The following is a 13,505-nucleotide window of genomic DNA, read 5'->3' on the forward strand; positions in this document are numbered from 1 at the left end:
CAAGAAAAAGGATAAAACATGGATAGCATTATTGCGCTTTTTAAAGGCATGGGCATCATGCATATGGGGTGGGGGCAGGCAATTATGATTGCTGTAAGCTTGCTCCTGCTTTGGCTGGCAATTGCCAGAAAATTTGAGCCTCTTTTACTTTTACCTATTGGCTTTGGCGGTTTACTTTCTAACATTCCAGAAGCTGGGCTTGCAATGACAGCATTAGATAACTTGCTGCAACATGGTACGCCTGAACAATTGTCGGTTATCGCGGCGAAAGTGAATAGTCCAAGCTTAGAATTAGAGAGTTTAAAAGAGGCAATCGCTTTAGCATTACCTTCTGTTCAAAATGAATTAGAAGTTATAGCGGGCGATATGGGCTACACAGCAGGGGTGTTAGCGTTATTCTATAAAGTTGCCATTGGTTATGGTGTTGCGCCACTTATCATCTTTATGGGTGTTGGGGCAATGACTGATTTTGGTCCATTATTATCTAACCCGAAAACTTTATTGTTAGGTGCGGCTGCTCAATTTGGGATTTTTGCTACCGTACTCGGTGCGTTAGGGTTGAACTGGTTAGGTGTGATTGACTTTACCTTGCCTCAAGCAGCAGCTATCGGGATTATTGGTGGCGCAGATGGCCCAACTGCAATTTACTTAGCAAGTAAACTAGCACCAGAATTATTAGGTGCCATTGCTGTTGCTGCTTATTCTTATATGGCATTAGTACCACTTATTCAGCCACCAATTATGAAGGCATTAACTAATGATGAAGAGCGCCGGATTAGAATGGTTCAAGGTCGTACAGTAAGTAACCGAGAGAAAATTCTTTTCCCAATAGTATTATTGGTTCTCGTGGCATTATTGTTACCTGATGCAGCACCATTATTAGGGATGTTCTGTTTCGGTAACTTAATGCGTGTTAGTGGTGTGGTAGAGCGTTTAAACGATACCGCTCAAAATGCACTAATTAACATTGTAACTATTTTCTTAGGTTTATCTGTGGGGGCTAAATTAGTCGCGGATAAATTCCTCCAACCACAAACCTTAGGTATTTTAGTTTTAGGTGTAATAGCTTTTGGTATTGGGACTGCAAGTGGCGTGTTGATGGCGAAATTGATGAATAAATTCAGCAAAGAGAAAATCAACCCATTAATTGGTTCAGCTGGTGTTTCTGCTGTGCCAATGGCTGCGCGTGTATCAAATAAAGTTGGTCAGGAATATGATAAACAAAACTTCTTACTGATGCATGCAATGGGACCAAACGTAGCAGGTGTAATCGGTTCTGCGATTGCAGCTGGTGTGATGTTGAAATATATTTCAGCAATGATGTAGGAACGAAAGCGCAGTCTTGTTAAGCTGCGCTTTATTTTTAGCAAAATTTCTGTGCAATGAATGGTTATTTAATGAAACAATTCGCTTAGCAGATAGTCAAAATATTGCTGGAGAAAATATCAAGTTCAGCAGCAAATAGTTACTATGCTTTTCTTGTCTTTATCAATGGAGAATGTTATGAACATAATCACTATTTTAATTGTTCTTGCTGTTATTTTAGTGGGATTTATTGTTGTTCTTTATAACGGATTAATCGCTAAGCGAAATCAAGTAAAAAGTATTGAGGCTGGCGTCGATACTCAACTAAAACGCCGTTATGATTTATTACCAAACTTAGTTGCCACAGCAAAGGCTTATATGGCACATGAGTCAGAATTATTACAAAAAATTGTGAGTTTGCGTGAAAAAGCACAGATGACTCACTCGAGTGCAGAAAAATTTGCACTAAATAATCAACTTTCTAGCGCATTGAATGGATTGCGTATTCAGATTGAAAACTATCCAGACTTGAAATCGAATCAAAATATTTTGCACGTTCAACAAGCATTAACAGAAGTAGAAGAGCAAATCTCAGCTGCTAGACGAGCATACAATTCAGCGGTTGAAATTTATAATAATGCCGTTGAAATGTTTCCTTCGAATATGGTTGCGAATTTTTTTGGTTTCAAACAAGGTAGCTTTTTTGATATTCCTGAAAATGAGGCAAAAGCACCAAATATGCAGAACTTATTTAATAATAAATAAGGAAACTAAGAATGGAAGGTGGAAAATCAATCGAAGGCATTCGTTTTACCCAATTAGAAAAATTAGAACAGGAGCGTTTACTTCTTCTAAAATTAGCGAATAAATCGGCTATAGGGTTAGCTATCTTTGCTTTTTTATTTATTGGCACGCTTGCATCAGAAAGTCATCTTAAAGCACTACTCTTTTTTGGGTTAATGATTTATCTAGTTAAGTACCTTTTACAGCGAAAAGAGACTTTTATTAAGCATTTTAAACTCAATGTAATTACAGCTATTGTCCAGCATTTTAATCTGACTTATTCACCAAGAAGTGGGTTACCTATGCAAGATTTTTATGCAATTTATGATGTAACTTGCGAAAGTTGGCGTAGTGAAGATTTAATTTATGGTGAGGTAGATGGTGTAAAGGTTGAAATTGCGGATGTGATTGCACGTAAAATGCAAAAAGATACTAAGATTAAACCATTGTTAATTAAAGATTTTTCTGGCATTTTACTAAAAGCGACTTTCCCAAAACAATTAACACATCATGTTTATGTCTGTGATAAAGATGATTTTGGCGTAAAATCTTCAGGCGAAAAAGCAGTAATGGATAATGCTGAATTTAATCGTCATTTTAATGTGTTTTCAGATGATCAGATTATGGCAAGATATGCGTTAACACCAGCATTGATGGAAACATTATGTGCTTTAAAGCATAAATTTAATTGCCCAATCTCCTTGGTTTTTGAAGGCCAAGAAATTCGACTGGCAATCAATTTAAAAATAGATAGTTTCGAACCTAATTTTCAGGTTTCTTTACTTGAAGATGAGGTTATTAAAAACTATATCAGCAGCATCAAGGGTTTTATTGATATGGTTAAATCATTACGGTTAAATCCAATGATTTGGCAAGTCTAAAATTAACACAGGGCGAGTAATTTCGCCCTGATTTTTATTTCCCTTTCACCTCTAAAATCCAGACTTCTGATTGAGAGCCTAGGCGTAGTGGGATACCCCAAAAGCCATAGCCAGAAGTTACCACAAAATGTCCATTGCCAATTTTTTCATAGCCGTAGTCTAAACGGTACATTAAATAGGTCACAATATTAGCAGGGAAAATTTGCCCTCTGTGGGTATGACCTGAAACTTGTAAATCAATAGGTAATGTTGAATGGATTTCGATTTCATCAGGGCGATGATCCATTAAGAAAACCGGTTTTTGTGTATTAACATTCTGTAATAGTTCAGCGGTGGTTGGGCGCTTTTTATAAAGATGGTCGTTTCGTCCAATAATAGTAAATTGATTGCCAATTTCGACCGCTTGATCCCATAACACTTTAATGCCGGCAGCCTCAATTTCTTTAGTAATAGGCTCTTGTTGACCAAAAAAATCATGGTTGCCGAGTGTAGCATAGACGCCTAAAGGTGCTTTTAATTTAGCCAAATGTGGGCGCATATCTTCTGCAATATAAGCTTGAACATTATCATCCATAATATCGCCCGGTAGTAAAATAAGATCGACATTCTCTTGATTAAAAATTTCTGCCAGCTTATCTAACTGCTTTCCACCGAATAATTTACCTAAATGGAAATCGCTTGCGACACCAATGCGTAGCGGTTTATCTAATGGTTTATCTAATACAATGGTTTGATGTATCACTTTGGGTACATAAGCGTTATAGACCCCTAAACCAAGGCTACCAAATAGAATAAACGGATAGGCGATACGCAACCAATGACTTTTCTTCTTGCGCATTAAATGGTAGCAAAATGCGGTAAAAATGCTGGCAAGAAAAGCAAATAATAAGAAGGCAAGTAAAAGTGCTACACTTCTAAATGCGGAGATTACACGGGCAAGTTGTAATAGAAAAATGGTATTAACGACTAAGTAACTGATTAAGGTTAACGCTTTTCGTTTAGTTATTGAGAGATTAAAAAACCATCCTAATGTGCGAGTAAAACTATACAAAAATAGCTGTAAAAAAATAAAAACTGCAGCGTAAGTGAAATAATAACGAAGTTCCATTGGTTTCCTTTAAGTAAGTGATTCATCGGAGGAGACTGACTTATCTTATCATTGAAGATAATTTTTGTCACAATAATGGATAAATCAACAATATATGTGATTTTTTTACATATTGCGATTACAGAAATAATAGATACATACGCATAATAATTAAAAAATGCCTGCACCAAAAAATTCGGTGCAGGCATTGATACTTTACATTGAGTGTTTGGCTAGTCGCGAGTTAAGGTTATTCACCATAAAATGCTTTGGTCATAATGGCTTCCATATCTTCGACCATTGCTAAACGAGGGTTAGCAGGCGTACATTGGTCTTCAAACGCGTGTAGAGCAAGTTCTCTGCGAGCAGAAAGGAATGCTTGTTCATCAATGCCTTGTTCACGAAGAGACATTTTCACACCACAGCGTACGGCTAAATCATGTACTGCATTAGCATAAGCTTCAACCGCTTCTTGCGGGGTAGCGCATGGTAAACCGAGCATTCTCGCAATATCTTGGAAGCGAGTATCTGCAACATAATGTGTGTATTTCGGCCAGGTTGCCACTTTAGTTGGGCGAGTACCGTTATAACGAATAACGTGTGGAAGTAAAATCGCGTTAGTTCGACCATGAATGGTATGGAATTTACCGCCGATTTTATGCGCCATTGAGTGGCAAATACCTAAAAACGCATTCGCAAATGCCATACCTGCAATTGTTGAAGCGTTATGCATTTTCTCTCTAGCGACTTCGTCAAATTCTTTGACTGATTTTTCAAGGTTTTCAAACACCAATTTAATGGCTTGTAATGCCAAACCGTCGGTATAGTCGTTAGCAAGGATTGATGTATAAGCTTCAGTCGCGTGAGTCAGTACATCCAAGCCAGTATCTGCAGCAACGCTTGCTGGAACAGACATAACTAATGCTGGGTCAACAATCGCAATTGTTGGGGTAAGTGAGTAGTCTGCTAACGGATATTTAATATCTCCATCTGTAATAACAGCAAATGGCGTGACTTCAGAACCTGTACCAGAAGTTGTTGGAATACCAACAAATTTCGCTTTTCTTCCTAATTGTGGGAATTTAAATGCGCGTTTACGGATATCCATAAATTTTTGGACTAAGTCGCGGAAATCAACTTCAGGCTGTTCATAGAATAACCACATGACTTTTGCTGCGTCCATTGGCGAGCCACCACCTAAGGCAATAATAGTGTCAGGTTGGAAGCTACGCATCAATTCTGTTCCGCGCATAACCGTTTGTAAACTTGGGTTTGGCTCAACATCAGTAAATAGCTGATACATTACTTTATTACGGCGTTGACGGAGCTGATCGGTAATTCTATCTACAAAGCCAAGATCAACCATAGAACGGTCTGTGACGATCATCACTTTTTGCACGTCTTTCATGGATTTGAGATATTGAATTGAATCCCGTTCAAAGTAAATTTTTGATGGTACTTTAAACCATTGCATATTATTTCTCCGTCTTCCCACACGTTTAATATTTAAAAGATTGACTGCACTCACGTTGTTACCTACAGAGTTCTTTCCGTATGAGCCACAACCAAGTGTTAACGATGGTAAGAAAGAGTTATAAACATCGCCAATACCACCAAAGGTAGAAGGAGAGTTCCAAATAACGCGGATTGCTTTAACGCGTTCACCAAAGGTTTTAGCTAAGGCTTTATCTTCGGTATGAATTGCCGCAGAGTGACCTAAACCGTGGAAATTTACCATTGCTTCAGATAACTCTAAACCGTGTTCAGTTGAATTTGATTTTAATAAAGCAAGCACTGGTGAAAGTTTTTCACGAGTAAGGGGCTCGCCTTCACCTACGAAAGCACATTCGGCTAATAAAATATTGGTATTCGCCGGTACAGAAAAGCCCGCTTGTTCAGCAATCCATGCAGCAGGTTTACCAACAACCGCCGCATTAAGTTTTGCGCCAGAGCAACTCGCTTTGTCTGCTTTATCTACACCAAAAATAAATTGTTCAAGTAGCGCTTTTTCTTTTTTGTTGACTAAATATACTCCGTAAGATTGCATCTCTTTAATAAAGTCTGCGTAGATTTCTTTATCCACAATAGCAGCTTGTTCAGATGCACAAATCATACCGTTGTCGAAAGATTTTGACATAACGATATCGTATACCGCTTGTTTGAGTTTTGCGCTTTTCTCTACATAAGCTGGTACGTTACCTGCCCCCACACCTAATGCTGGTTTACCACAAGAATAAGCAGCTTCAACCATGGCGTTACCGCCTGTTGCTAAAATAGTTGCAATACCCGGGTGTTTCATTAGTAAAGAAGTTCCTTCCATTGAAGGCGTTGTAATCCATTGTACACAGTCTTTAGGTGCACCCGCTGCAACAGCTGCATCACGTACAACTTGAGCTGCATGTGCTGATGAATTTTGTGCTGAAGGGTGGAAGGCAAAGACAATAGGGTTACGCGTTTTCAGTGCGATAAGTGCTTTAAAAATAGTGGTAGAGGTTGGGTTAGTGGTTGGTGTAATACCGCAAATCACGCCAACAGGATCGGCAATTTCAGTAATACCAGTGACATCATCTTCATTAATCACGCCAGCAGTTTTTAAATGGCGCATATTATTCACGACATACTCACAAGCAAAGAGGTTTTTTGTCGCTTTATCTTCAAACACGCCACGACCGGTTTCTTCATAGGCGTGCATTGCTAATATACCGTGTTGATCTAAAGCAGCGACAGAAGCTTTTGCTACAATGTAATCCACTTGTTCTTGATTCAAGCTATGGAATTGTTCAAGGGCTTTTAGGCCACGCTCGACTAATTCATTAACTTCTTTTTGCGCATCGTAAGGTTGCGCTGCTGGAGTGGTTTTAGCCATAATGGTTTCCTCTAAAAATTAAAATTGATTATGGCTAGATTATTATTCAAGGCGGCTAAATTTGCACGAAAATTTACCTACCCATAAGAGTTATTTTTGATTTAGATCAATGTTTATTTTTACATCAGAAATTTATTCAAACGAACGGTGGTTTTATAGTGAAAAAGTGAATGCAAGCGGTCAGATTTTCTAAAAATTTTGTCAATTATTTATCACTTGTCAAAGCATGAATTAGTGAATTGTAGATTTTTTGCAAGCAGTGACTGAAAATGATAGGATAAGCACAACAGAATGTATGAGAAAATAAGTATGAAAGAGATTTTACGTATTGCAACTCGACAAAGCCCACTTGCGTTGTGGCAAGCCAATTTTGTGAAGGCAGAGTTAGAAAAATATCATCCAAATTTAACTGTTGAATTGGTAACTATGGTAACTAAAGGCGATGTGATTTTAGATACACCATTAGCCAAAATTGGCGGAAAAGGGTTGTTTGTTAAAGAGCTCGAATTAGCTTTATTAGAAGAACGTGCAGATATTGCGGTACATTCGATGAAAGATGTGCCCATGAGTTTCCCTGAAGGTTTAGGTTTAGCGGTAATTTGTGAACGTGAAGATCCGCGTGATGCGTTTGTTTCGAATCGCTATGCTTCATTAGCAGAATTACCGGAAGGCGCAATCGTTGGAACTTCTAGTTTGCGTCGTCAATGCCAGCTAATGGCGGCTTATCCGCATTTAACCGTTAAATCATTGCGTGGCAATGTAGGGACTCGTTTAAGTAAATTAGATAACGGCGAATATGATGCAATTATTTTAGCTTCAGCCGGTCTTATCCGTTTAGGAATGCCAGAACGGATTAAAAGCTTTATTTCTGTGGAAGACTCATTGCCAGCTGCAGGGCAAGGCGCAGTAGGAATTGAAACCCGTGTGAACGACACGCGTGTATTAAACTATCTTGCAAAACTTAATCATAATCCGACCGCTTGTTGTGTGATGGCAGAACGTGCGATGAACACTCGCTTACAGGGTGGTTGTCAGGTACCGATTGGTGGTTTTGCTACCTTAAATGGTGAGGAATTGGAGCTAAACGCGTTAGTTGGTAGCCTTGATGGTTCAACAATTATTCGAGCTTCAGGCAAAGCACACCAACGTGATGCAGAGCAGTTAGGCATTCGTATTGCAGAACAACTCTTAGCGCAAGGTGCAGATAAAATTTTGGCGGAAGTTTACGCTGAGTAGGTAAGCGAATGAATATTTTGGTTACCCGCCCCGATGAACGGGGACAAGCCTTAGTTGAGAGCTTAAATCAAGCGGGTATTTTTGCTTTACATCAGCCGCTATTTCAGTTTGAAAGTGGAAGAGAGTTACCTATTCTTTCAACGGTATTTAAACAGCTTTCTGCTGGAGACGCGGTAATTGCGGTATCAAAGATTGCGGTAGATTTTGCAACAGAAACACTTGCGCAAACAGGCTTTCATTTTCGTAGTGATTTACAATATTTTGCCGTAGGTCAGCAAACAGCTGCGTATTTCTCAGCAAAAATAGAGCAAACGGTTAAATATCCGATTGATAGTGAAAATAGTGAAGGGTTGTTAGCCTTGCCGGAAATGCAGCATTTATCCGATAAAAATGTGATCATTTTGCGTGCAGAAACTGGCCGAGAGCTTATGGCACAAACCTTGGTAACAAGGGGCGCATTAGTGCAGCATATTGAGTGTTATCGCCGTATGCCACTAGAAGAAAATATTGTTGAGAAACTTAGTCTTGCGAAACGTGTCGGTATTGATACGATTGTGGTAACCAGTGGGGAAATTTTAGATTTATTAGAAGCCTATACTGCAGAAGAAGATAAAGATTGGTTGCACAGTTGTCGTTTAATTGTGGTAAGCGAGCGAATTGCGCAAACTGCGGAAAATTTAGGTTGGTCTGCTGAGCAAATTATTGTTTCTCTTAGAGCAGATAACCAAAGTTTATTTGAGATAATTAGCCAACAAGTTCAATGAACTTAGATAAACCATGTACGAATTTTAACTCCAGAAGGGGATGACTATGTCAGAAAAAAAAGAAATGGATGAAAACCAAGTAACGCTTGATGAACAAGCGGTCGAATTGTCACAAAAATCTGCAAATACAGTAGATGCTCGTGATAATGAGACTCCAGCACCTGTCATTATTAAAAAAGGTGGGAATGCATTAGGTTTTCTTGCTTTATTAGTTGCATTGGGCGTAGGTGGTGCAGGTTATTTCTTCGGAAATGCAAAAGTTGCTGAGCTAGAAAGTGCTCTAGCAGCGGTGAACGCGAAAGCTAGCCAAGTTCGTACAGAAACTAAAGCACCTGAAATTAATTTAGATGCGGAAAGAGAGCAACTAGGGCAATTAGCAAAAGCTTATCAACAGGCAAATGAGCGTGTATTGCAATTAGAACAAGCACAAACAGCTTATACCAACCAAATTAACGGTTTGCAGTCGCAAATTAAACGTTTATTAAATGCAGGAACGCAGAACGATTCATCCGCATGGTTACTTTCTGATGCTGATTTCTTATTAAACAATGCACTACGTAAAGTGGTATTGGATAATGATATTGATACGGCAAAAAGTTTATTAGTTGAAGCGGATAGTGTCTTAAGTAAGTTAAATTTACAAGGCGTAAGTGCTGTGCGTAATGCTATTCAAGCAGATTTAACCGCCTTAAATGGCGTAAATAAAGTGGATCAGAATAGCTTGATGCAACATCTTACTGTGATGGCTAATCGCTTAGATGATCTGCCTATTTTAGAAAGTGATAGTGATACTTCGCTGGCTAAAACTGGTCAAGTGAGTGATTCTATTGACGATTGGCAGCAAAATTTAGAGAAAAGTGCTAATTCGTTTTTAGATAATTTTATTCGTGTCAGAGATCGTAATGCTTCGGAAGAAAAAGGCTTTGTTGCCCCAAATCAAGAAGTCTATTTGCGTGAGAACATCCGTTTACGTTTACAAATTGCGATTCTTGCGATTCCACGTCAACAAAATGAATTGTATAAAAAATCACTTGAAGCGGTTAGTACTTGGATTCGTAGTTATTTCGATACCAAAGATGATGCGGTGAAAGCTTTCTTAAAAGAACTTGACGAATTAAGTGAGCAATCGATTTATATTGATGCACCAGAAAAATTACAAAGTCTTATTTCGCTTGAGCAACTACTCAATAAAGCACCTCAACCAGTTGAAAAAGTGGAAATTAAAGCAGAGCAGAGCTTAAATACGCCAAGTAAACAAGAGGAAGTCAAAGCTTTAGAGCAAGCAAAACAAGATGAAGCACAATCTGCTTCTCCTGCTGCATCAGAAGCAACCGCTCAACCAGAAGCACAAGCGCAATAGGAGGCATTATGTTTAGAGTCCTATTTTTGATGTTGTTGGTGTTAATTGCTTTAATTGCCGGCCCTTATATTGCGAATACGCATGATTTAGTTCGTATTGAAACCAATACTAAAATTATTGAGATGCGGTTAATTTCACTCGTGATGTTCTTTGTGGGTGCAATGGCGGTGATTTACCTCATTGAATGGGCAATTAGCCGTTTTTGTCGATTAAGTAAAGGTTCTTATAACTGGTTCTTTAATCGCAAACAACGTAAAGCACAAAAAGAGACCTTAGAAGGGTTAATGCGAATGAGTGAAGGTGATTACTCTAAAGCAGAAAAACTCTTTAGTAAAAATGCGATGCATGCTGAAGAACCCGTGCTTAATCTGATTAAAGCTGCAGAAGCTGCACAGCAAAGCGGCGATGAATTTGGCGCGAACAAATATCTAATTGATGCAGGTAAACTTGCTGGAAACAACAATGTTGCCGTTGAACTTGCACGTGTACGTATTTTGATGTTACAAAATAAAGTACCGGCAGCACGTAGTGCAATTGATAGCTTATTAGAATTTGCTCCGAATAATTCGGAGGTATTGCGTTTAGCCATTCAGGTTTATCAAGCTTCAAAAGCTTATACTGCTTTAGATAGCATTTTAGAAAGTATTGGACAACGCAGTTTCTTATCCACAGAAGAGTATGAAAAACTTGAGCACCTAGTGGATGATGGCTTAATGGATGAAGTCATGAATGAGGCAGGTCAAGATGGATTACTCAGTTGGTGGAGTGCGCAACCAAGCCGTCGTTCTAAATCAATTTATGCGCAAGTCGGTTTAATTAAACGCTTAATTGATACGGATGATCATGTTTCAGCAGAAGAGTTTGCGTTAAAAGCAGTGAAGAAATATGAAGATGCTCAGCTTCTACCATTGCTGAATGAATTAACTCGCTTACAAGTAGATGCTGAAAGTAAACTGGTAAAAACGCTGGCTAAACGTGCAGAAAAAGCAGAAGAGCAATATCGCGATGATTATGCTCGTGCGTTAGGTTATATCTATGCAAGAGAAAGCTTGTTTGACAAAGCTAAGTTACAATTTGAGTTGTTGCTTAACCATAAAGAGTGTGTTGCTAACGATCGTATTATGGCGCTTTATGTTGCAGAGCAAGCTAAAGATCAAGCTTTAGTCGATCGTATTCAGGCAATTAACTTGCAATCAGCTAATATGGTGAAAGCACCTGAACCTGTGACAGAATAGTTTGTTAATTCGAAAAAATTAAATCACAACTTCATAATAAAGGGCTGAGTCCGATATGCTTTCGGATTCAGCCCTTTAATATTATTTGTAATGATATTTTTGCATTATTGCAGTAATTGCTTAGTTAATTGAATAACTTGTGTAATTTCATCAGAGGAGAGTTTGCCTTCTTTTACAAACTTAACTTTACCACTTTTATCTAATACGATAATCGCGCTCTCTTTTTCTTTTAATCCCCATGCTTTTTTTACAGTGCTGTTGTCATCTAGCACGACTTGGCTGTGGGGGTTTTCTTTTTTCCTTTTTCTGCACTACTTTTTACAAACATACCTGTTCCGACGATAGCATCATCTGCGTTAATAATAGTCGTAGTTTGGTATTGTTGTTGATTAAAGTGTGCCGCTTTAATGGCATCGATAACAGCTTGGTTTTTTTCTTTTGCGGCACTTCTGCCAGCAAGGTGATGTACAATGCGCACTTTGCCACTGAGAGCGCTGCTATGCCATTGTTGGTAAGCCGCATCTTGTCCTTTTAAGGTAATTTCTCCAGCCTCACTCACGCTTGTTTGTGGAAGCATTTGATCAAGTTTTAATGAATGTGCCAGTGCTAAGGGTGAAAATAGCACTGAGCTACATAATAATACTAGTAATTGTTTTTTCATCTTATTTCCTATTCTTTGATAAAGGTAAAATTTAAAAAAGTGTTAATTCGTATGCTACCAGCTGCCACCAGCACCGCCACCACCGGAGGAACCACCGCCAAAGCTATCACCGCTGCCATGGCTACCGCCTCCAAAACTGCCGCCGCCGAAGCCACCACCAAAACCACCACTACGGCGACTATTGAGAATTACGCGTCCAAGTTGCTCTGCTGCGCTTGGGCTAACATAACGACTGCCACCTCTTGGGTAGAAGAGGATGAAGATGATAGCGCCCATAACAAGAAAGAAGAGTAATCCATCAATTTCATCAATACTGCTTTCTTCCTCTCCATAGCTTGCATAAGGTGCATATTCACCGTTAATTGCAGCCATAATTGCGGAAAGACCACTGGCAATACCTTCCGCATAGCGAGATTCTTTGAAATATGGCGTAATGTTGTGACGAATAATGGTTGCAGCCACAGCATCTGGTAATGCGCCTTCAATGCCTCGCCCTGTTGCAATAAACAGTTTGCGATCATTTTTAGCGACCAGTAACAACACGCCGTTGTTTTCATTGTTTTTGCTGCGTCCAATGCCCCATTTATTAAACAGATTAGTCGCATAAGTTGCGATGGCTTCACCTTGTGTGTCAGGAACGATGACTACAATAATTTGTGAACTGGTTTTAGCACGATTAGCAATCAGCGCATCTTCCAGCGTTCGCCATTCTTGTTGGCTAAGCGTGTTTTTGGTGTAATCTGTTACATAATAAAATGGATTTGGAGCATCAGGATAGGTTACCGCAGTTGCCGGTAGGCTGAAAAGCATGAGAACTAGCCACCACAAGCGGTGAAAAAATTTGGCTGTTTTGCAAATCATTTCAAGATCACCTCATTTGGAAGTTCATTACTATCATCATTTTGGTAAGGAAAATAGATAGCAAGTTGTTTGCTTACTTGTGTAATACCTTCGCAAATCGCTTGAGTGTAAGCTTTTTCCTGTAAATGTACTTTCATTGCATCATAAACTTGTTGCCAGAATGCTTGACCGACTTTTTCATGAATGCCAATATCGCCAATGACTGCAACATGGTGTGGCTTGAAAGCTAGATAAATCAATACACCATTACGAGCATTAGTTGCTTGCATGTTTAATTCATCAAATAGTTGTTCAGCACGAGCAAGAGCTGTCACATTTTTCGGTGCTTTACTTTCGACCACCACGCGTAATTCAGCGCTGGTTTGTTGTTCTAAATGAGAAATTGCCTGTTCGATTTTTTGAGTATCGACAGGCAATTTTTTATTGAAAAAAGGGAATAAAGACATGCTTTTCCTTAAAAAAGGGG

11 protein-coding genes and 1 pseudogene are annotated in these 13,505 nt (G+C 39.0%); 7 read left to right on the plus strand and 5 right to left on the minus strand.

The window, feature by feature from the left end; translation table 11 throughout:
• Nucleotides 1-18: 18 nt before the first annotated feature.
• From HSP_RS0107390 to HSP_RS0107405, 3 genes are all read left to right on the plus strand, one after another.
• Nucleotides 19-1,326 carry a sodium ion-translocating decarboxylase subunit beta gene (locus tag HSP_RS0107390; protein ID WP_007525225.1) on the plus strand — a complete coding sequence of 436 codons (1,308 nt, stop codon included), beginning with the start codon at nucleotides 19-21 and terminating at the stop codon, nucleotides 1,324-1,326.
• Between the two features lie 177 nt (nucleotides 1,327-1,503).
• Entirely contained in the window at nucleotides 1,504-2,070 is a 567-nt protein-coding gene (locus HSP_RS0107400; protein WP_007524264.1) for a LemA family protein, read from the plus strand.
• Nucleotides 2,071-2,081: 11 nt separating this feature from the next.
• Entirely contained in the window at nucleotides 2,082-2,969 is an 888-nt protein-coding gene (locus HSP_RS0107405; RefSeq protein ID WP_007524870.1) for a DUF3137 domain-containing protein, read from the plus strand.
• 34 nt (nucleotides 2,970-3,003) lie between these two features.
• On the opposite strand, the gene HSP_RS0107410 is transcribed toward HSP_RS0107405, so the two are convergent.
• A complete protein-coding gene (locus HSP_RS0107410) occupies nucleotides 3,004-4,077 on the minus strand; it encodes a metallophosphoesterase (RefSeq protein ID WP_007524706.1) in 1,074 nt (357 codons plus the stop codon).
• A gap of 229 nt (nucleotides 4,078-4,306) precedes the next feature.
• Nucleotides 4,307-6,922: a bifunctional acetaldehyde-CoA/alcohol dehydrogenase gene (adhE, locus tag HSP_RS0107415; protein ID WP_007525232.1), complete on the minus strand. Its 2,616-nt coding sequence runs from the start codon at nucleotides 6,920-6,922 to the stop codon at nucleotides 4,307-4,309.
• Nucleotides 6,923-7,231: 309 nt separating this feature from the next.
• On the opposite strand from adhE, the gene hemC reads away from it, so the two are divergent.
• Genes hemC through HSP_RS0107435 form a run of 4 tightly spaced genes read left to right on the plus strand, consistent with a single transcriptional unit; the run spans nucleotide 7,232 to nucleotide 11,517 of the window.
• Nucleotides 7,232-8,158 (plus strand): hydroxymethylbilane synthase, encoded by a 927-nt coding sequence (gene hemC, locus HSP_RS0107420; protein ID WP_010129722.1) that lies wholly within the window; start codon nucleotides 7,232-7,234, stop codon nucleotides 8,156-8,158.
• Between the two features lie 8 nt (nucleotides 8,159-8,166).
• A complete protein-coding gene (locus HSP_RS0107425; protein ID WP_007525288.1) occupies nucleotides 8,167-8,922 on the plus strand; it encodes a uroporphyrinogen-III synthase in 756 nt (251 codons plus the stop codon).
• Between the two features lie 46 nt (nucleotides 8,923-8,968).
• Nucleotides 8,969-10,282 carry a uroporphyrinogen-III C-methyltransferase gene (locus HSP_RS0107430; protein ID WP_010129723.1) on the plus strand — a complete coding sequence of 438 codons (1,314 nt, stop codon included), beginning with the start codon at nucleotides 8,969-8,971 and terminating at the stop codon, nucleotides 10,280-10,282.
• Nucleotides 10,283-10,290: 8 nt separating this feature from the next.
• Nucleotides 10,291-11,517, plus strand: a complete 1,227-nt coding sequence (locus tag HSP_RS0107435) for a heme biosynthesis protein HemY (protein ID WP_007524052.1) — start codon at nucleotides 10,291-10,293, stop codon at nucleotides 11,515-11,517.
• A 104-nt stretch (nucleotides 11,518-11,621) separates the two neighbouring features.
• Here the strand turns inward: HSP_RS0107435 and HSP_RS10975 are convergent.
• The 3 genes and pseudogenes from HSP_RS10975 to HSP_RS0107450 all read right to left on the minus strand — a co-directional run bounded on the left by HSP_RS10975 (nucleotide 11,622) and on the right by HSP_RS0107450 (nucleotide 13,485).
• A pseudogene (locus HSP_RS10975) lies at nucleotides 11,622-12,178 on the minus strand (YtfJ family protein).
• A gap of 54 nt (nucleotides 12,179-12,232) precedes the next feature.
• Nucleotides 12,233-13,039, minus strand: coding sequence for a TPM domain-containing protein (locus HSP_RS0107445; RefSeq protein WP_010129725.1), 807 nt, complete (start codon nucleotides 13,037-13,039; stop codon nucleotides 12,233-12,235).
• Nucleotides 13,036-13,485: a TPM domain-containing protein gene (locus HSP_RS0107450; RefSeq protein ID WP_007524054.1), complete on the minus strand. Its 450-nt coding sequence runs from the start codon at nucleotides 13,483-13,485 to the stop codon at nucleotides 13,036-13,038. The genes HSP_RS0107445 and HSP_RS0107450 overlap by 4 nt, the downstream gene beginning before the upstream one ends.
• Between the last annotated feature and the right edge of the window lie 20 nt (nucleotides 13,486-13,505).

The sequence above is a fragment of the Haemophilus sputorum CCUG 13788 genome, assembly GCF_000238795.1.
GTDB lineage: Bacteria > Pseudomonadota > Gammaproteobacteria > Enterobacterales > Pasteurellaceae > Haemophilus_A > Haemophilus_A sputorum.